This window comes from Streptococcus sp. ALY_208, assembly GCF_058314295.1.
On sequence record NZ_JBZFUI010000007.1, the window covers coordinates 71116 to 91626 of the forward strand.

The following is a 20511-nucleotide window of genomic DNA, read 5'->3' on the forward strand; positions in this document are numbered from 1 at the left end:
TCTCTCATTTTACCACCCCTAATAAGACCTGTAAAATAGTTAATCCTAAATAAGAGATAAAAAGAAGCTATGACCTGATAGCTTCTTTCTATCTCATTTTAAAGAAGACACATAATCTCCCTTAAAGTACTTTTCACTTAACTGCTTAAGAGTTCCATCTTTACGTAATTCCTTCAGACGTTTATTGACAAAACTTTGTATTTCTTTACCTTTTTCTGTTTTAGCAAATAAGAAGTATTCCTTACCATCCTTATCGCTACCGATTTTGTCCTTAAGCGGGGTAACCTGAAAGTTAAAGTTTTGGCTTTCTGAAGCATAGGTAGATGAGATTTGATCGTAAAAAATAAAATCAATTTTACCACTAGACAGATCTTGCAGGCGTGATGTCAAACCAGTACTCCCATCCACATAATTAACTGTAATAAGATCCTTGTCAGGATGATCTTCATTCCATTTTTCCAGAGCCTGAGCATAATTAGAACCAGACAGAGCTTCTGTGGACTTACCAGAGAGATCTTCAAAGCTGTCATACTTGGTTCCAGACTTGGTTACAATCGCATAGTTAGAGAGAGAAACAGCGTCGGAAAAGAGATATTTTTTAGCACGTTCCTCATTGTAATTAAAGTCATTAGCTGCAATTTGATACCGCCCTGTATCAATACCAGATAAAATAGAGTCAAATTTAGTCGTTTCAAAACTGACTTCATACTTATCTGAATCCTTAAAAACAGCCTTCATAACCTCTATGTCAAATCCTGTAGGATTGTTATTTTTATCTCGAAAGGTAAATGGCGCTGTATCCGAATCTGTCGCAATGACCACAGTTTCCTTCTTACTGGCATTAGACCCCTTTGAAGAGCAAGCTACCAGCGTCACTGCAGCTATCCCCACTAAGACTGTAAACACTAGTAATTTTTTTAATCGCATATGCTGTCTCCTTCATTCTTCTAATTTTAAGTCTAACACGCCAGACACTATTTGAATAGTAACATTTTTTTATCAGCTGATAGTTAAGAACTATTCCCCAATAAAAGGGTGGAACAAATGTTCCACCCTTTTAGAAACAATCACCGACACACCATAGGCTTCATTGACCAAGACATACCTCAAACGAGGGATGAGATTGCTCAGTCCAACTTTGCCACTGACTTAAAAGGTCTGTTTTTTCGCCTTACGCTGGGCACGTCCCTTAGCCCTAGCCTCAGCTCTACGGTTGCGCTTACGCTTTTCATCTACCTTCCATTGTATTTTTTTCTTATAGCCCGGTTTGATTTTTTTCTTTTTCTTCTTAACCAGACCAATCATCTCAGTATCTAATTTTTGATAAGCTTTTTCACGATTAACTCGGCGATCACGATCATAAGTATCCTGAAATTCACCATTCTTTAACACTTTAGGAACAAAGCGAATCCCCATCTTTTCAAGATCACGGATATAACTATCATCACTCGGCTGATAGAGCGTAATAGCAGTACCAGGCAAACCATTACGCCCTGTACGACCGACACGATGAATAAAGAAGGATAGGTCTTGGGGAATAGCGTCATTAATGACATGACTAATCCCTTCAATATCAATACCACGCGCAGCTAGGTCTGTTGCAACAATATATTCAAACTCTAGTCGCTTGATCTGATTCATCGTCCGCTTACGCTCTCTTGGAGGAATATCCCCATGAATTTTAGCAACCTTAAGCCCATTAGAGACCAAATAATGGTGCAAATCATCCGCACGTTCCTTAGTGTTAACAAAGATCATCGCCATGTAAGGATTTAACTGTTTTAAAATTTCCAAAATTTGGCTATTTCTATCACGCCCCTTGGTCGAAAGCAACCAGTTGTCTATAGTATCTGCAATAACTGTCTGTGTCTTGATCTTCTCCATAACAGGATTGGTCAGATATTTTTTCAAAAAAGGTTGCAACTTTTGCGGAATGGTTGCTGAAAAAACTAAAAATTGGATCTGACTGGGTAAACTAGCTGCAATCCTATCAACATGATCCAAAAAGCCCATATCCAATGTCATATCAGCTTCATCTACGACAAAGGTCTCAGCCTTATGCACATCTAGATAGCCTGATTTAATCAAGTCATAGATTCGTCCAGGTGTCCCAATAACGATCTGAGGCTGACTAACCTGCAATTTATCAATTTGGCGAAGTTTATCCGTTCCACCCACATAATTTACCAGACGGATCTCCTGACTAGACTCAGCAGCTATCACTTTAGCAGCTTCATAAATTTGCCTAGCTAACTCACGACTAGGTGCGGTAATAACAGCTTGAACCTCACCTCTAGCCTCATCCAACTTTTCAAAAATCGGCAACAAGAAAGTATGCGTTTTCCCAGAACCAGTCTTTGACTCACCAACTAGGTTTCGCCCTGATCGAATCACAGGAATTAACTGCGCCTGAACCTCGGTTGGCTCTTGAAAGCCCATCTTTTGAAGGGCAGCATTGATATATGATTTAAAATTATAGTCTTTAAAACTCATGATAACCTCATTTACTAGGGGGAATCCCCTTTCATTACTGTACAAAAGCCTTCTCATTATATCAAAAATATCAGGCTAATAGGGAAGAACAGAAGAAAAAGCATCCTTCCTGGACACTTTTCACTCTTTATTTAACCAGCCACCAGATACCTAGGGCAATCAGACTAGTTAGACCACCTAAAGACCAGAGGAAGGCATCAACCTTCCACTCACTCCAAGTCCCACCTTTTCCGCTCAAACCACCCAATTCTAGGTGATGATGAAATGGTGTCATACGAAAAATTCGACGACCTTCTCCATATTTACGCTTAGTATATTTGAAATAGGTCACTTGAATCATGACCGAAGCAGTTTCTAAAACATATACAAAACCAATAACCAACAAGGTCCATTCTTGCCGAAGAACAATAGACAAAGAAGCCAGCATAGCCCCCAGAGCCAAACTACCAACATCTCCCATAAAAACCTTAGCAGGCTTATGGTTAAAGACAAAGAAACCTAGCAGGGAAAAAATCATGATAACAATCAAGGCCAAAATATCAAATTGCTTTTGAACGAAGGCAATGATACCATAAGCCATCAAGCTAATCACGACCGATATAGAAGCCAAGCCATCGATCCCATCTGTTAAGTTGACCGCATTGGAAAATCCAACAACCCAAAAAAGCACAAAGAAGAGATAGAAAAGCCCTAAATGAAGATGATAACCGAAGACATTGACACTGTCAGTGCCACTCGGCCGTAAGTGTGAAAAGTAAAAAATCAAGCCGGCTGCAATCTGTAAAATCATCTTTTGCCAAGGAGTCAATCCTTCATTGATTTTTTTAAAAATCTTCAAAAAATCGTCCAAAAAGCCAATGATCCCATAAATCACAATAACAGACAAAATACCAGCCGTCGCCCCCAAGGGACCAGTCTGATGGCCTAGTAAGGACTGATAGCCCATCAACAACAGACTCACCAAGGTAGCGACTAGAAGAAAAACAGTCCCCCCCATGGTTGGTGTACCGGCTTTAGCCATGTGCTGCTTAACATCTTCATGCATCTGCTGACCAGCAATCTTTTTGGCCTGATAAAATTTAATGAAGAAAGGCATGCCTACAACCGTCAGTATAAAGGCCAGCAAGCCCGCTCCAATCAATATGACTAACATATTAATCTCCTAGTGTAATCGTTAATTTTTTAACTTTATTAATCTTTGTTTCTGAGTCGATATTTTGCTTGACAACACTACCTGATGAAGACCCCTTGTAACTAATCTCTATACCCTGCCACTTGGCAAAAGCATCAACATTAGCCTTAGTCCAGCCATACATATCAGGTAACTTATCCAGCTTATCAGTCAACAAGAGCACTTGATCACCAGACTTCAAATTAGTACCCGGACTAACTGAGCTTTCCTTGACCTTACTGCCAGTACCAACCGGTACAACATGCACAAGATTTTGACGCAGGGTCACTGCTGCATCACCAGCATTTCCCCCTTTAAAGTCTGGCATCTTATACTTAGTCTCAGCAGAAGCTGAGTTAACCGCTGAAGTAGAGACCAGCTCATCTTGCATCAACATAGCCTGTTCCATAACCGGATTGACCACGTCTTGCCAGTACATACCGCTCCATTTCTTAGGCTTTTTCAGCGTCACATACATAGTAAACTGAGGGTCCTCAGAAGGTACCATAGCAACCACTGAATAGATATAGTCATGCTCACCTTGAGCATAACCGCCATCCTTAGTCGCATACTGGGCAGTACCAGATTTTACCGCAACAGACTGATCACCAACCTTGATAATCGGCCCTTCACCTTTAGCATAGAGCGTTCCATACTCAGGATCCGTACCAACTGTAACCATATAATCACGTGTTTCTTTAGCAGCAGAGGCTGAGACAGGATTTCCTACCACCTCTGTCTTGCTGATGCGGCTCGTATTATCAGAAGGATCATAAACCTGGCTAATAAAACGTGGTTCTAACATCTTACCATCATTGGAAATAGCTGAGAAAGCTCTTAGCATCTGTGCTTCTGTAACAGACACCCCTTGACCAAAGGAAGACATGGCTGCTGTCACTTTATTATCAAGTGATACTAGACCAGAGGCCTCACCCAACATACCAAAACGCGTCGGAAGGCCAAAGCGGAATTTAGACAGATAATTTCCCCAAGTCTCATCACCGAGATCTTGCTCAATCATAGTCATACCCACATTTGAAGAATAAGCAAAGCCCTGAGCCAAGGTCATTGTCTGACCAGCAGAACTACCGCTATTGATAGCCCAGTCATTGATCTCAGCATCAGCTATCTTGATACCATTTCCGTTAAAATAGGTCTTATTAGGATTAAAAGCACCCTCATTGATGGCTGATGCCAAAAGCATCACCTTCATAGTTGAACCAGGCTCAAAATTATTCTCATAGAGCATATTGAGCCAGTTGTAGCCATCCTCGCTCATCCCCTCAAGAGTATCGGCATTGTAGGTTGGGCGCTGAGTTGTTGCTAAAATTTCACCAGTCTTAGAATTGACCAGAGTCGCACTAGCCTCTGTAGCACCACCGGCGTCTTCCATAAACTTATCCATCTTCTTCTCAAGGAAGTTTTGCAAGGTCAAATCCAGAGTCGTATAAACATCCCGACCATCAATAGTATCCTTGACAGTTTTCCCAGTTCCAAAGAGGAGATTACCATTCTCATCTTTTTCATAAGTAATCTGACCGTCTGTTCCAGACAATGTATCATTCATAGAATATTCAAGACCAGTCGATCCAACAAGTGTGACGTCGCCCTTATTGTCGTTTTGAGCCTGTGCAATCCCGATAAATTCAGATGCGAAAGCCCCATTAGGATAGATACGGCTAGCAGTCTCATCAAAGCTTATCCCTTTGATACCAGCCTTCTTAGCCTTTTTTTGAATAGAGCGCATCTTACTGTAAGACAATTTAGCTCCCTTAGAGCCAAAGTAGACTTGAGTCAACTTGTCCTGACCCAACTGCTTGATACTATAATCTGTTTTGACTCCCAACTCATCTTTTAGAATACCCGCCAGAGTCTGATACTGACTAGGTTGAACATAAAGCTTTTCTTGAGAGGCAGAAACATAATTTTTATCAACGATGGCATACACCGTATAGGTCGTTGAATTTTCAGCAATAGCCCGGCCATTTCGGTCATAGATAGAACCACGTCTAGCAGCCTTAGTCAAGGTCATTTGATAGACATCTTTAGCATTTTTGGAGAGATCCACCCCAAATTTACTATCTGTCCCAATGATAATGGCAAAGTTAATAATAAAGACAAAAAAGATAAAAACAGCTGTAATCATCAGATTCTGTCCAACACGCTCACGATTGACCTGAGGCGTTCGACGATCTGTCGTTGCAAAGCTTAAAAATCTATTGAGTAATCGTCTCATGCCCTAGTCTTCACTCCCAATATTTTCAATATGTTCATTATCAATCGTCAAGCCTGCCTTTTCAGCTATCTTAGTAATCCGGTCCGAACGACTCAATTCATTGACTTCCTGATTAGCATTATTGAGAGATGTTTCTTCTTCATTGATTTGGCTATTGATTTCTGTAATTTCCTGCTTGACTTGCAGATTGCGACTCTGCAAATAAATAGTACTCACAGCCATCAAAATAGCAGCCAAAATAATGGAGCCATAAAAAGCAATCTCTAATCTAGAAAACTGGCGAAAACGCCGCTGAAACGCTTCTCGTATCGCACGCTCTTCTCGCTTATCTCTAGCCATACACTCCCCTACCTTCGAATTTTTTCAGCCACCCGCAATTTAGCAGAATGGGCTCTATTGTTTTCACCTAACTCTATATCTGATGGCAAAATTGGTTTACGATTAACAATTTTTACCTTTGGTTGCAGCTCATCTGGAATAAAGGGCAAGCCCTTGGGAACCTCTACTGTTGAAGCTTCCTTAAACAATTGCTTAACCAAACGATCCTCTAACGAATGAAAAGTAATAACAGAGATACGACCATCCACCGCCAGAAGTTCCAAGGCCTGCTGGATAGACTCCGCTGCTGCTCCTAGCTCATCATTGACCTCAATACGAATAGCTTGAAAAATCTGCTTGGCCGGATGCCCCTTCTTTTTTAGTTCCTTAGCCGGCTTAGCAGATTTAATAATGTCTGCCAACTCTGTCGTTGTCTCAATCGGCTTAGCAAGTCTAGCCTGCTCAATCCTTCGAGCCACTTGCTTGGAAAACTTATCCTCCCCATATCTAAAGAAGATTTTCACAAGATCATGATAATCATAAGTGTTAACAACATCATATGCCGTCAGACTAGCGTCACGGTTCATCCTCATATCGAGAGGGGCATCCTTTTTATAAGAAAAGCCACGCTCACGCTCATCCAACTGAGGGCTAGATACACCTAAGTCGTACACAATGCCATCAATGACTTGAACTCCTTCTTGAGCCAGTCGATAGGACAAATGGCGAAAATTATCCTTGATAAAGGTCACCATCCCTCGATCCACATAATCTCTCAAGGCTATTTGAGCATAATCAAGAGCTGCCTGATCCTGATCGAAACAATAAAGATGCCCCTGCTCATTCAACTGAGACAGCAGATAGCGACTATGACCTGCTCCTCCTAAAGTAGCATCAACATAGACACCATCTGGCTTAATAGCCAGCATATCAACGGTCTCATGAAGAAGAACTGTCACATGATGAAATTCATTTGCCATAACTTTTATTTTACCATAAATTAGAGACTTATGTCCCATTATTCTAACTGACCAAGTAAAATAAGAGCACACTCCAAGATAAAGATATCCAACCACTCTAAAATAGACCAAATAAATAAGGCTGAGAACTTTTATCCCAGCCTCTTTAACGTCTTTTTATAGTGATCTATAAAGATCGGCAGCATGCTCAGCTGTAAATCCGTACTCCTCAAAGATCTTAGCACCCGGAGCAGATGCCCCCCAGGTATCAATAGAAAGAACTTTACCATTAAGACCAACATACTTACCCCAGCCAAAGCTAGAGGCTGCTTCAATAGCTAAACGCTTAGTAACTGTCCTTGGCAAGACACTTTCCTTATAACTAGCATCTTGCTCATCAAAAAGATTTTGCGATGGCATCGAAACGACACGCACATGCTTACCTTCCTTTTCAAGAATTTCTTGCGTGTCCAGAGCCAATTTAACCTCAGATCCTGTCGCAATAAGAATACCATCAAGATCTCCTTTGGCTTCAGAAATGATGTAAGCTCCCTTATTGACGCCATCTTTAGCTAGCTCCTTGGTTCCTGACAGGACAGGCAAATTTTGCCGGGTCAAAACCAACATGGTTGGACGATTCGTCTCCGCCAAAGCACGCTGCCATGCAGCATTCGTTTCATTTCCATCTGCTGGACGAATAACATTTAGATTAGGCATCGAGCGCACGCTAGCCAACTGCTCTACTGGCTCATGCGTTGGACCATCCTCACCAACAGCAACAGAGTCATGGGTCATGACATAAATCGTTGGAAGACTTTGAAGGGCTGCCATACGAACAGCTGGTAATAAATAGTTAGAGAAAACAAAGAAAGTACCGCCATATACACGTGATCCGCCATGAAGAGCAATCCCATTCATAGCAGCTGCCATAGCAAATTCGCGTACACCAAACCAGATATTACGCCCCGCATAATTATCCGCTTGGAAGTTTGTTTCAGCCTTGACCATGGTATTATTGGAAGCAGACAGATCCGCTGAACCTCCCCAGAAATAACCTAGCTGCTTAGAAATTTGTTGGATAGCCGCTTGACTTGAAACTCTGCTAGCTACAGAAGTCCCAACTTCATGGGCTTGCAATTCAACAACATCTGGCTTGACGCTAAAGGCTTCCTTATAATCATTGGCTAACTCTGGAAATGCCTTTTCGTATTCTGCAAAGAGCGTATTCCAAGCATTTTCCGCCGCCTCACCACGAAACTTAATACCGACTTCAAAACGTTTAGCCACTTCCTCCGGAACTGTAAAAGCAGGATAGTCATAACCCCAAGCTTTCTTAGCATAATCAATCCCTTCAGAACCTAGCGGAGCACCATGAACAGCTGAGGTTCCTTGCTTCTCAGCTCCGTAACCAATAACTGTCTTGACTTCGATGATAGACGGCTTCTCTGTTTCAGCCTTAGCAGCCTTGATAGCTGCTTCAATAGCTTCTAGATCATTACCATCTTCGACAAGGATATGCTGCCAGCCATAGGCTTCAAATTTTCCTTTAATATCTTCAGTAAAGGCCATAGAAGTAGGGCCATCAAGAGAAATATCATTTGAATCATAAAGAAGTATCAATTTACCAAGTCTCAAATGCCCTGCTAGACTAGCAGCCTCTTGACTGACACCTTCCATCAAACAACCATCACCATTCAAAGCAAAAGTATAATGATCAACGATCTCATATCCCGGTTTATTATACTTAGCAGCCAGGTGAGCTTCCGCCATTGCCATACCAACAGCATTGGCAATCCCTTGCCCCAGCGGCCCTGTAGTCGCTTCAACACCATCAGTATGATTAACCTCTGGATGTCCTGGCGTCTTAGATTGCCACTGACGAAACTGCTTTAAATCATCCATGCTCACATCATAACCTGATAAATGGAGTAAGCTATAGAGTAAAGCACTCCCATGACCTGCAGACAAGACGAAGCGGTCTCTATTTGTCCAGTTGCGACTGGTCTTAGGATTCACATTCATAATATGGTTCCACAGCACATAAGCCATTGGAGCAGCCCCCATTGGCAAACCAGGGTGACCAGAATTAGCCGCTTGAATCGCTTCTACTGAGAGAGCACGAACGGTATTGACAGCAAGCTGATCAATCTTATCAAATGTCATAAAGAAAACGACCTTTCTACTTCATGAGGACTAGCCTCAACAACCATACATTACTGTCCCTATTGTAGCATAAATTATAATGATTTTCACTGCAATATTTCACTGACAATCACAAAAAAGCCCCTATCCTCACTGGATTAGGAACCTTTTTCTTACTTAGCATAATCAATAGCCCGTAATTCACGAATAACAGTCTAATAGTAGATACAATAACTATTTACTCAGACTTAGGTTTTATTAAAGTACCGATCAGTACTGTAATAACAACAAAAGATAAAATTCCTAAAACAAGGATTCCTGATCCAAATCCACCTAATTTACCTAAGATATATCCAGGAATAAGATAATCGGTATCTGCAAAAGTTGAAGCAGCTACGTTCAAAGTACCCAACAGTGGCAAAATAAATAATGGCAACCAGCTTAATAGCAATCCATTAACTGCAGAACCTAAAACCGCTCCACGTCTACCACCAGTTGAATTACCAAATACTCCAGCTGCAGCACCACAGAAAAAGTGACCAACAACACCTGGAATAATAACAGTTGTGTGCAATCCTATCATAGCTAGCATAGACAATGTACCCATAATAAAACTTGTAAAGAAACCGATTAGTACAGCATTAGGCGCATAGGAAAAGATGATAGGAACATCCAAAGCTGGCTTTGAATTTGGAACCCATTTTTTTGCGATACCTTGAAAGGCTGGAACAATTTCAGCAAGAACCATACGCACTCCTTGGAGTACAACCACAAAACCTGCTGTGAAAGTTCCGGCTTGGATAATAGCATAAACAAACGAGCTAGTTCCATTACTTAATTCGTTCTCTACATAATGTGGACCCGCTACAATCGCTAAAACAATATAGACCACACTCATCAAAAGCATAATTGACACTGTAGAATCTCTTAAAAATCCAAATGATTGCGGAACATTTATCTCCTCAGTTGATTTGCTACTGTCACCAAACACTTTACCAATCCAACCTGAAATAGCATAACCAATATTACCAGTATGCCCCATAGCCACAGTATCATTACCCGTTATTTTTTTCATGAAAGGCTGACATAAAGCTGGGGTAATCGTTAATAGAGTTCCTTCAAATAAACCACCTAGGAGAATAACTACAGCATCCACCTTTATACCAGCACTAATAAGTATAACCGCTGTGATACAAGAAACATACATCATTGCCTGACCTGTTAAAAACAGATATTTAAATTTAGTAAATCTAGCTAATAAAATATTAACTATCATACCAACAAACATAATCAAGGCAGTTTGACTCCCATAATCTTTAAGGGCAATAGCTACCACAGCTTCATTACTAGGAACCACACCTTGCGTATTTAAAGCAACCTGAAACATCTTTGCAAACGGCTCAAGAGAACTTTGCAGTATTCCAGCGCCACCGGTTAATACCAAGAAACCGACAACTGTTTTAATAGTCCCAGACATTATATCTGAAAATTTCTTTTTCTGAAGAATTAGTCCAATCAATGCAATCAAAGCAACTAAAATCGCTGGTTGAGTCACTATAGATACAAATAAATTAAGAATAGCCTTCATGATAGATCACCTCTTTTGCTTCAAGTATGAGCAATTCCATTTTGATCAAGGACTTGAATTACTTTCTCTTTAATTTCATCAGCATCAATGATGGAATTTAACGGAATTATTTTTTCATTAGGTAGATTAGTAAGAGCTGGTACTAATGTCTTTTCAGCAAAGAAATAATCAGCCATATCACCGCTAACACTACCAGAATCAGAGTGATTAACCTCAAAATCACTCTCTTCTACACCAAGTGAACTTAAAGCTGACTCAATATTCATTTGAACCATAAAACTTGTTCCTAATCCACTTTGACATACTGCTAAAATTTTCATTTTGCTTCTCCTTCTACAAATAAATTCATTATCTCATTTTCATTTTGTGCATCAAGCAAAGCTTGTAGACTCTCTTTTTTAGATAGAACTGTCGTCAATTCTCTCAAAGCTTCTAAATGAGAGTTAGCATCACTAGCTGCCAAACAAACAAAAACACTGATAGGATGACTTGAATCATGCAATAAATTAACTGGTTGACTAACTTTTAAAATTGAAATCCCTTTTTCTAACACCCCCTCATCTGATCCTGCATGAGGCATAGCTAAATGATCTCCAATATGTATAAAGGGTCCGAACTCTTTCACTTTATCAATCATCGCTTGCACATACCTATTTTCAATTTTTTTATTAATCAATAAAGGGTGTGCAGCCACTCGTATCGCCTCCTCCCAGTCCTCAACACTATCCCTAAAGATTATGACATCTTTTGTCAACATTTTTTCTAGCATAAAACCACTCCTCTAATAACTGATTAATCTAGTAATTTATTTCTATTAATTACTTCCTCATTTAACAAATAATCAATAAAACTATCATCTACCAATTTCATGATAAAATCCGTCAGGCACCGCTCTCGACTTTCATTACGATTAAAGGTAATCGCAACAACTAATCGTATATCATCAATATCACTTGACCAAGAAGATATTGGGGAATGTAATCTAATTATTATCACTTGATTGTTAGCATTATGACTCTCAAAATGTGGGAGTACAGTATTTTTAGCAATCTGTATATTTCCAACAGCCTCCCTCGCAAGAAATGCTTCAACAACATCACTATGAGACAGATAATCATTCTCCCTACAAAGATAGGTTGCTAAAAAATTATATACTTCATGCCGACTCTGCAAATTTTGATTATAAAAAATTTTAAACAGATTATGATTATCTACCATAGTATATCTCTTCTATTGCATTTCTAATTCTTCTCTGATCTTCAGCCGTTAGCATTGCGCTTACCAAAATACTTGCCACTGGAATTGAAATTTCAGAATTAATACTAGATATCACTAAATCTGTTTCAGGATACCTTTCTAATGCGTCCTGAAACTTTGAACTCGAAGTAACCTCAAGTATATCAATGTTTTTAAAATTATTTTCAATTTTAACTTTCAATAATTGTGATATCCCAATGCCTGATGAGCACATCAATAAAACTTTGATAGGCTCTCTAATCATCTCTTTAAAACGGACAAAGTACAGAACAAGGAAACCTATTTCATCTTGATTGATAGAACCTATAGCATACTTATCAGCGACCTTTAAGGATAAACTCTCTAATTCTAAAAAGATTTCTCGATAATTTCTTTTTATCTCATCTAGCATGACATTTTTTATACGAATCTTATTATCCAATCGTTTTAACATTGGACTAATATGATTAGCTAAATCTGTGAAGATAGTATCTTTATCCAATATCAACTTTTCTTTCAAAAAAGTGATATTATCAAAATAAAATCGAGTTACCCCATATACTATTTTAGGAAAATAAACATCTACCTCTTCATTATTTACCTGCATCCTAGAAGAAATAAGATAGCGATATAAATAGTAAACCTCTTCCTCAGCTATAGAAAACCCAACAAAAAGAGAAAGATCATCGATCACCTTTTGACTCTCAGTCTTTAAACTATTATCTTCAAAAAATTCAATACTAGAAATATTGACATATGCATTATTAGGGATACTTCTAAACCGCTTACTTCTAACAACCATTATATAAAGATGTGAAAATATATTAACATTATAGGGATAAGGGATAGAAACATTCAAATCAATTTCTATTTGATTGATTTCAGATAAGATAAATCTCGCAAGATCATAATCAATACTTTTATCAGTATTTGAGAGACTCAAGTTCTCCAAGTCAATCAAGCTAAAGGTGGCAACCAAATCAGCGATAGCACTTCGTAAATTGAATTCATCACCAACAATCGATATTTCACCATGACTGATTATCAACTTTAAATGATAGTCATCAATTTTTCTCTGAATTTCTCTCTTATCTTTTAACAGAACAGATTCCGACACAAAAAACTTTTCTACCATCTCATAAATTGATACAGAGTGGGGAGAAATCAGCAACAAATGTTCCAACATTTTATTACGTCTTTCTTCAGTTGAAAATTCTTCTTGAGTTGAATGAAAATTTCCTAGATGTTGATAATACAAATTTTTATTAAGTTTCAAGCCCTTTCCTGATTCAGAGTGGATAAGTTCTCCACTCTCTTCAGTCGCATTAATCTTTTTTACTAAGCGATATATAGTTTTTGATGAAACATCCAATCGCCTGGACAACTCTTCAGCTGTAATATAACCATTTCTATCAATCAGTATTGTCAATAAATCACTTTGCTTCAATTTCACCATAATGTATCATCCTCATCTATACCTTTATTTTACTCTATCAATTAGAAGATATGACTCTTTTTTTGTCCACTGCTCTGGACAATTATCTACTTAAAAAGGTTCCTATCCTCACTGGATTAGGAACCTTTTTCTTACTTAGCATAATCAATAGCCCGTAATTCACGAATAACAGTAACTTTGATATTACCGGGATAGTCAAGATTATCCTCAATTTTTTTACGAACCTTATGCGACAAGATCGTAACCTCATCGTCTGAGACTTTTCCAGGTTGCACCATGATACGAATTTCACGACCGGCTTGCAGAGCAAAACTCGACTCAACACCTTCAAAGCTAGAAGCTATATCTTCCAGATCACGCAAACGTTTAATATAGTTTTCTATAGATTCATTGCGAGCCCCTGGACGAGCTGAGCTGAGCGCATCCGCAGCTGCAACCAGAACTGCAATAACACTCTCAGGCTCAACATCCCCGTGGTGGCTAGCAATCGCATTGACAACAACAGGATTTTCCTTGTACTTTCTAGCAAATTCAGTTCCAATCTCAACATGGCTACCCTCTAGATCGCGATCCAAGGCTTTTCCCATATCGTGCAAGAACCCTGCTCGACGAGCCAAGGCAACATTCTCACCAAGTTCTCCAGCCAAAATGCCAGCCAACTTACCAACCTCAACAGAATGCCGAAGAACATTTTGACCATAGGACGTCCGATACTGCAAACGTCCCATAATCTTAATAAGATCTGGATGTAGATTAGGTGCCCCAATCTCATATGCAGCAGCCTCACCCGCTTCACGAATGCGATTATCCATTTCCCGCCGATTTTTTTCAACCAGCTCCTCAATCCGAGCAGGATGAATACGTCCGTCTTGAATAAGGGCTTCCAGGGTCATCCGAGCAATCTCACGACGGATAGGATCAAAGCCTGAAAGGACAACCACTTCCGGTGTATCATCAATGATAATATCAATCCCTGTCAAGCTTTCCAAGGTTCGAATATTGCGTCCTTCACGACCAATAATGCGCCCCTTCATGCTGTCATCAGGCAGATGCACTGTCGTAATCGTTTGTTCAGCCACATAGTCACCAGCCAAGCGTTGCATAGCTTGAGCTAACATACTCTTAGCCTTATTATCCACTGAGCGTGACACTTCCTCATCTGCTTCTCGAATGCGAGTCGCAATATCTTGGGTCAGATTTTTTTCTGTATCAGCCAAGATAATTGCTTTGGCTTCTTCAGCCGATAAGTTAGCGATTCGTTCCAACTCAGCTTGTTTATCTTCTTCGATTTTTGCGATTTTTGCCTCTCGCTCATCTATATGTTTAGATCTATCTGAAAGACTTTGTTCCTTACTGTCCAACACTTTTTCTTTGCTAGACAAATTCTCATCCTTACGATCAAGACTAGTCGCACGTTCGCTCAGACGCGACTCCATCTGCTTCAACTCTTGTTTATCAGACTTAAATTCTTTATCAACTTCTTCGCGATATTTTCTGGCTTCTTCCTTAGCATCAAGAAGCATAGCTTTACGTTCCGCCTTGATATCCAACTGCGCTGTTTGCTGCATAGCGTCAGCGTCATCCTTGGCTTTTTCACGGATCGTTACAGCTTCTTGCTCAGCATTTGCAAGGACCAAGGCTGCAGCTTCACGATCTGCCTTAGTCTTAGCCATCATAGCAACATAGCCAATCACTAAACCGATGAGGATCGCAACAAGCGCTAAAATAGTTTCTAGCATGTTTTAACCTCAACTCTAATACATTTTTTCCTTAAAAGGCTAACCTTAAGTCTACCACATTTAAGAGAATAACTCAATAATCTGATAAAACTCCTATATGTCGCAGATTTTGAGAAAGAGATCTATACAAAAACAAGAGAAACGCTTAAAAGACGAAAAACTCACCACTTAAACCAAGTTCTCCTCGTCTCCATAAGCACAATTGACCAGATTATGTTATGATAAGAAAAATAGATTGCTGAAAGGACGATAGCTATGTCAAAAGAAGTTACTGTTGAAAGTTTTGAACTAGACCACACTGCTGTAAAAGCACCTTATGTTAGACTTATTTCGGAAGAGCAAGGCCCTTTGGGGGACACTATTACAAACTTTGATCTCCGCCTAGTCCAACCTAATGAAAATGCCATTGATACAGCTGGACTACACACTATTGAGCACCTACTAGCCAAGCTCATCCGCCAACGCATGGACGGTTTAATCGACTGCTCACCTTTTGGCTGCCGCACAGGTTTTCATATGATTTTTTGGGGTAAACAAGATGCCAACAAAATCGCAAAAGTCATCACCTCATCCTTAGAAGCCATCGCCAATCAAGTCACTTGGGAAGATGTCCCAGGAACAACGATTGAGTCTTGCGGCAACTACAAAGATCACAGCCTTCACTCTGCCAAAGAATGGGCAAAATTGATTTTATCACAAGGAATCTCAGACGATCCTTTTAAGCGCCATATCGTTTAAAAGAATTCCCCTTTATCTACTTTACACAATCGCAAAAAGTCAAACAGCGGTGATCCATTAATGTGAAATCTCTAATAAGCTGTTCATAAGACTGAACGAAGGCAACAAGTCTAATTTCCAAGCACGGTATCAGTCCGATAATTCTAGTACAATACAAAAGAGTCTGGATTTTTCCAGACTCTTTTGCAGTTTATCAAGATTTTAGTAATCGGCCTTATCAGCACGACCCTTGGCATTACCAAAGAAGTATCCAGTTTGTGCATTGATACTGAAAAGATAAGTCCCATCAGCCTTATACATGTTGTAATAGCCATGCCCATTGATAATATTTACAGGCTCTAAAATGAAATTATTACCAGTAAAATGCCCACGCTGCTGAGCAGTTGCAATAATCTTTTCTAGAACACCTTCTCCGAATATCCAAGCTGTATTGTTAACATCTTGGACGACTGTCGCATTATAAGGAACACGACTGCGATCACGCTGCAGAATAGCAGGATCATAGTTAGTAATACCTGCTTGGCGAATATTTCCCTTGGCAGCTGGTGCCGATGGCGTTGAACCTGAACCAGAGCCTGATCCAGATCCTGGATTTGAGCTACCACCACCTTGGCTTGGTGCTGAAGAGGATGGACTAGACGGCGCAGGCGTTGCCTGAGCAGATCCATTACCTGATGCTCCCTGCTTATTAGCGCTTGAAGTCTTCTTATTCTTAGAAGCTTTCAACTGTTTCTTACCCTCAGCAATGGCTTTTTGGATTAATTTATCCAATTTAGCATTACCAGTCTTCAGCACATCATCAGACAGGTTATCAAAATTAGCAGACTTCTTGACACTAACCTTTTTGACAAGAGCGCCATCTACGATAATATCCTTATTAAAGAGACCATTGATGGTCTTAATAGCTGTGACCTGCTGATCTAAATTATCAAAATCCGTTTTCGCATCATCGTAATAAGATGTCCCTTTTAGGGCATTGAGCTGATTCTCTAAATCATCTATCTCAGAGAATTTATCATTATCCAGCTCCGTCTGATCCTTATCGATAAAAAACGAATTATAGGTCTTCTCAAAGGCTTGGTAGTCACTCTTACCAGAATCACTAGAAGACGTTTGTGAGCTAACAGTTGTTTTGGAATTATTATTCCAAGTATTAAGACCATAGCCCAAGCCTAGCAAAACAATAGCAGAGACCAAAATCCCCGATGTGATCGCAATGACTTTTTTCTTAGAAGCCTTACGGTCTTCCTCATAAAAACCGTACGTGTCCTCATCATCTAATGCATCGTTTCTAGACTGCTCTGATCTTAGATTCAAAGAAGCAGGAACAGCTTTTTCCTCATCAGGTATGACAGCCTCACTTGGTGCCGCTTGCTGAGCCACTCCCTCTTCTATTGAAGATGGAGCCTCTTGCACTTCCGAATCAGGAAAATCTGCTGCCGCCACCTCAGATGACTGAGGGCTGACCGAACTAGCAGGACCTTCAGTAGAATTCAACAATCCTTTATCAACTAAATCTTCTTTTTGGCGCTGAATAAAGGTATCTAATGATGATGTATCAATACCGTTGAAATCTGAGAGCTTTCCTGAATATTTTTGAGCAGCAACCTTTTCCGGATTTTGCTTAATATATTTATCCAAAACGCTATCTTCTGGAGTAATACCAGCTTCAATTTCCTTATGCTTTTTCAGAGCATCTTGAATGGTTAGATCTTTAGCATCCTCAAACTCGAGGTTCTTCTCGTCCTTATCCATATCAATCCTTTCCGATACCATCTAATCGTTTCTGTCTCCTACCAAAATATTGATAGAGATCCACCCGCAACGTCCCGTTGTAAAGCTTACGCTTTTTAGTTGCCGGGCTACCATACTTTAATTCAAAGTTTTCATCACTTGTCAAAATAAACTTGCTCCATGTTTCTAATGGCGCAAAAGTTTGACCCATTTCATTATACAAGATATCAACCGCTTTGTCATTCAGGAGTCTCTCACCATAAGGCGGATTGGAAACAATCACGCCATTGGTCTTATCCGTATGTAAATCTTGAAGCCGCATTTGCTTGAACTTAATCACATCTCCAAGACCCGCTTCCAGGGCATTTGCCTTAGCAATTTCAACCATACGTGCATCAATATCACTTCCCTCAATATCAAGAGAAATATCATAGTTAGCTTGTGCTTCAGCATCATCACGAACCTTTTGTACCAAGTCGTGAGGCACCCAATCCCAAGACTCAAAAGCAAAACTACGATTGAAACCAGGCGCAATATTCATCCCAATCATTGCGGCCTCGATACAAAAAGTTCCGGATCCGCAAGTTGGATCAATCAGGGGCTTATCAGGATACCAATTAGACAAGAGCAAAATAGCAGCCGCCATATTTTCCTTAATAGGAGCGCCCCCCTTATCGGTACGATAGCCCCTCTTAAAAAGACTATCGCCGGTCGTATCGATCATAACCGTCGCCCAGTCCTTACGAATAGCGATTTCAAGCGAATAGGTCGCTCCGGTCTCTGGCAAAGGAACACTATCTGGACGATGGTAATATTTTTGTAGCTTTTTAACAATCGCTTTTTTAGTAATTGCTTGCACACTAGGTTCATTATGAAGTTTAGAGCGAACAGATTTAGCCTTAGCTACTGGAAACTTAGCTCCGAGAGGCAGGTATTTTTCCCAATCCAAAGCAAAAACTCCCTGAAAAAGTTGTTCAAAAGTTTTAGCTTCAAATTCGCCAACGACGATCTTCACCCTATCGGCTGCACGCAGCCAAAGATTAGCTTCAGCAATCGTTTGGACATCTCCCTTAAAGCGAACACGTCCATTCTCTACTTGGCAATCAATTCCTCTGTCTCGAATTTCCCGGCCAACAACAGCTTCTAAACCAGCTGCAGCAGTTGCTACAAGTTCAAATCGTTCCTTCATGACATTCCCCATCTTGTCCTTAGTTCACCTTACAAATAAAAGCTAGCCTAAGCTAGCTTTACAACCTATTATGCAATTTTCTATAAGCCATGTTTTGTTCCAGAGATACTAGGCCATATCTCTTTCGATAATCATCTGTCTACTGCCTAAGCAGTCGAGATGGTCCGTTCGTCTTCCAGCCATCCCATGCCCCGACCAATATTTGGGTTGCTAGCTTGAGGGGTTTACCGCGTTCCACCTTCTTAGTTTCCCAAGAAGCTACGTCACTGTGGCACTTTCAGGAAACAAGGACCTATCAACAGACGTAGCCCTTGTCACTCCGCCGTAATGTCATTTAAGACATCCCTAGGCTTATGGATTCACCTAGCACAAACACTACTGGCATCACAGCCAGTGCTAGCATGGACTTTCCTCATGCCACCGTAAAGACGACATGCGATTATCCAAAAATTGCACAGTTGACCTAGTTATTAGTCAACAATCTGTTTACCAAATACTTCTTTTTCCAAACGGCTGACACGCTTCAACAAATCAATATTGCTAGCTTGTGCCGAAACAGCGCTGGCTGTACGCACTCCATCGTTTCCAAAGGAGAAGGTTCCTGTTGTAGAAGGTTGTGACTCAGCATTTTTCAAGTCGGCCTTCAACTTCTCATTTTCCTTACGAAGGGCTGCTACTTGCGCAGCATAAGTCGTATAATCCTGAATGACACTGTCCAAAAATTCGTCTATTTCAGCTCTGTCATACCCACGCATGCTCTTTTTAAAGTCATAATCAGCGATCTCTTCTGGGCTAAAATTAATACTTGCCATTACTATCTCCATACCTATCAAATTTATCTTGTAACTTGTCGATGACAAGCACTAATCGATATAATTATATCGTCAATAATTTCAAAAAGCAAGAATTTATCATTGGTCCTCAGATAAAATTTCATTGAGCCGATCAAAAGTTAAAAAATCAACTGGATAACCCGGAGTCTCTCGCATCATTTGAATAAAATAGTTCAACTTACTCTGCCCAGCGTCCTCATCGTAAAAAACATAGGCTTGATCAGTATTATGAATCAAAAATTGATGGTACTGACGAAATTGCCTAGGATTATGATAAGCTTCATAACTATACTTAACAAAATCAGCTTGCTGGTAACGTCTCAACTTTTCTTGATTAGACTCATTCCAATTTTGACCATGAGTCTGAAAGGGAAAAATAGCTGCTGTTTGAAAGCCATACTCCTCCTTTAAAGACTCCGCCACCTCAAAAGCCCAGTACTCAAAGCCTAGATTTCCAGTAAAAATCAGCCATTCCATGCCCTGATCACAATAACTAAGAAGATCTCTTTCGATTGCTTTTTTGATGACAGATATTTTAGGATCCTTATCATTAAATATGCCAAGTTCAAAACTTTTATAGCCAGCTACAAGAATTGAAGTCATAGTCTGTATTCCTTTACGCTTTTATGGTATAATATTCGGGATTATGGAGTTTTATACCCATAGAGGTGAGGAGCAA

At 40.0% G+C, this 20511-nt stretch carries 18 protein-coding genes and 1 other RNA gene; 1 reads left to right on the forward strand and 18 read right to left on the reverse strand.

Going from position 1 to position 20511, the window contains the following annotated elements:
• Nucleotides 1-93: 93 nt before the first annotated feature.
• The 13 genes from AC4HAI_RS07735 to AC4HAI_RS07795 form a co-directional block, all read right to left on the reverse strand.
• Nucleotides 94-927, reverse strand: a complete 834-nt coding sequence (locus tag AC4HAI_RS07735) for a transporter substrate-binding domain-containing protein (RefSeq protein ID WP_491111126.1) — start codon at nucleotides 925-927, stop codon at nucleotides 94-96.
• Between the two features lie 222 nt (nucleotides 928-1149).
• On the reverse strand, nucleotides 1150-2493 hold the full coding sequence (locus AC4HAI_RS07740; RefSeq protein WP_491111127.1) for a DEAD/DEAH box helicase: 1344 nt from the start codon (nucleotides 2491-2493) through the stop codon (nucleotides 1150-1152).
• Between the two features lie 127 nt (nucleotides 2494-2620).
• Complete coding sequence (gene mraY / locus AC4HAI_RS07745; protein ID WP_491111129.1) at nucleotides 2621-3646, reverse strand: phospho-N-acetylmuramoyl-pentapeptide-transferase; 1026 nt, start codon at nucleotides 3644-3646, stop codon at nucleotides 2621-2623.
• A gap of 1 nt (nucleotide 3647) precedes the next feature.
• Nucleotides 3648-5900, reverse strand: coding sequence for a penicillin-binding protein PBP2X (gene pbp2x / locus AC4HAI_RS07750; RefSeq protein WP_491111130.1), 2253 nt, complete (start codon nucleotides 5898-5900; stop codon nucleotides 3648-3650).
• Between the two features lie 3 nt (nucleotides 5901-5903).
• The gene (ftsL, locus tag AC4HAI_RS07755; protein ID WP_491079024.1) at nucleotides 5904-6239 is read right to left on the reverse strand and encodes a cell division protein FtsL; all 336 of its coding nucleotides are present in this window, start codon (nucleotides 6237-6239) and stop codon (nucleotides 5904-5906) included.
• 8 nt (nucleotides 6240-6247) lie between these two features.
• A complete protein-coding gene (gene rsmH, locus AC4HAI_RS07760; RefSeq protein WP_491111131.1) occupies nucleotides 6248-7198 on the reverse strand; it encodes a 16S rRNA (cytosine(1402)-N(4))-methyltransferase RsmH in 951 nt (316 codons plus the stop codon).
• A 156-nt stretch (nucleotides 7199-7354) separates the two neighbouring features.
• On the reverse strand, nucleotides 7355-9340 hold the full coding sequence (tkt, locus tag AC4HAI_RS07765) for a transketolase (protein WP_491111132.1): 1986 nt from the start codon (nucleotides 9338-9340) through the stop codon (nucleotides 7355-7357).
• Between the two features lie 217 nt (nucleotides 9341-9557).
• Nucleotides 9558-10907, reverse strand: a complete 1350-nt coding sequence (gene ulaA / locus AC4HAI_RS07770) for a PTS ascorbate transporter subunit IIC (protein WP_491079021.1) — start codon at nucleotides 10905-10907, stop codon at nucleotides 9558-9560.
• 20 nt (nucleotides 10908-10927) lie between these two features.
• Complete coding sequence (locus AC4HAI_RS07775; RefSeq protein ID WP_491079020.1) at nucleotides 10928-11227, reverse strand: PTS sugar transporter subunit IIB; 300 nt, start codon at nucleotides 11225-11227, stop codon at nucleotides 10928-10930.
• Entirely contained in the window at nucleotides 11224-11676 is a 453-nt protein-coding gene (locus AC4HAI_RS07780; RefSeq protein ID WP_491079019.1) for a PTS sugar transporter subunit IIA, read from the reverse strand. Before AC4HAI_RS07780 ends, AC4HAI_RS07775 begins: the two co-directional genes overlap by 4 nt.
• A gap of 23 nt (nucleotides 11677-11699) precedes the next feature.
• The gene (locus tag AC4HAI_RS07785) at nucleotides 11700-12125 is read right to left on the reverse strand and encodes a PTS sugar transporter subunit IIA (RefSeq protein WP_491079018.1); all 426 of its coding nucleotides are present in this window, start codon (nucleotides 12123-12125) and stop codon (nucleotides 11700-11702) included.
• Nucleotides 12115-13599: a BglG family transcription antiterminator gene (locus AC4HAI_RS07790; protein ID WP_491079017.1), complete on the reverse strand. Its 1485-nt coding sequence runs from the start codon at nucleotides 13597-13599 to the stop codon at nucleotides 12115-12117. The genes AC4HAI_RS07785 and AC4HAI_RS07790 overlap by 11 nt, the downstream gene beginning before the upstream one ends.
• Nucleotides 13600-13730: 131 nt before the next feature.
• Entirely contained in the window at nucleotides 13731-15338 is a 1608-nt protein-coding gene (locus tag AC4HAI_RS07795) for a ribonuclease Y (RefSeq protein WP_491079016.1), read from the reverse strand.
• A gap of 255 nt (nucleotides 15339-15593) precedes the next feature.
• Here AC4HAI_RS07795 and AC4HAI_RS07800 point away from each other — a divergent pair, with 255 nt between their 5' ends.
• A complete protein-coding gene (locus tag AC4HAI_RS07800; protein WP_491111133.1) occupies nucleotides 15594-16076 on the forward strand; it encodes an S-ribosylhomocysteine lyase in 483 nt (160 codons plus the stop codon).
• A 201-nt stretch (nucleotides 16077-16277) separates the two neighbouring features.
• Here the strand turns inward: AC4HAI_RS07800 and AC4HAI_RS07805 are convergent, their stop codons facing one another.
• The 5 genes from AC4HAI_RS07805 to AC4HAI_RS07825 all read right to left on the reverse strand — a co-directional run bounded on the left by AC4HAI_RS07805 (nucleotide 16278) and on the right by AC4HAI_RS07825 (nucleotide 20435).
• Nucleotides 16278-17831, reverse strand: a complete 1554-nt coding sequence (locus tag AC4HAI_RS07805) for a cell division site-positioning protein MapZ family protein (RefSeq protein WP_491111182.1) — start codon at nucleotides 17829-17831, stop codon at nucleotides 16278-16280.
• A 1-nt stretch (nucleotide 17832) separates the two neighbouring features.
• Entirely contained in the window at nucleotides 17833-18999 is a 1167-nt protein-coding gene (locus tag AC4HAI_RS07810; RefSeq protein WP_491111134.1) for a THUMP domain-containing class I SAM-dependent RNA methyltransferase, read from the reverse strand.
• 78 nt (nucleotides 19000-19077) lie between these two features.
• Nucleotides 19078-19450, reverse strand: an RNA gene (gene rnpB / locus AC4HAI_RS07815) — RNase P RNA component class B.
• Nucleotides 19451-19469: 19 nt separating this feature from the next.
• Nucleotides 19470-19811 carry a cell division regulator GpsB gene (gpsB, locus tag AC4HAI_RS07820; RefSeq protein WP_491079012.1) on the reverse strand — a complete coding sequence of 114 codons (342 nt, stop codon included), beginning with the start codon at nucleotides 19809-19811 and terminating at the stop codon, nucleotides 19470-19472.
• Nucleotides 19812-19910: 99 nt separating this feature from the next.
• The gene (locus AC4HAI_RS07825; RefSeq protein ID WP_491111135.1) at nucleotides 19911-20435 is read right to left on the reverse strand and encodes an SLOG family protein; all 525 of its coding nucleotides are present in this window, start codon (nucleotides 20433-20435) and stop codon (nucleotides 19911-19913) included.
• Between the last annotated feature and the right edge of the window lie 76 nt (nucleotides 20436-20511).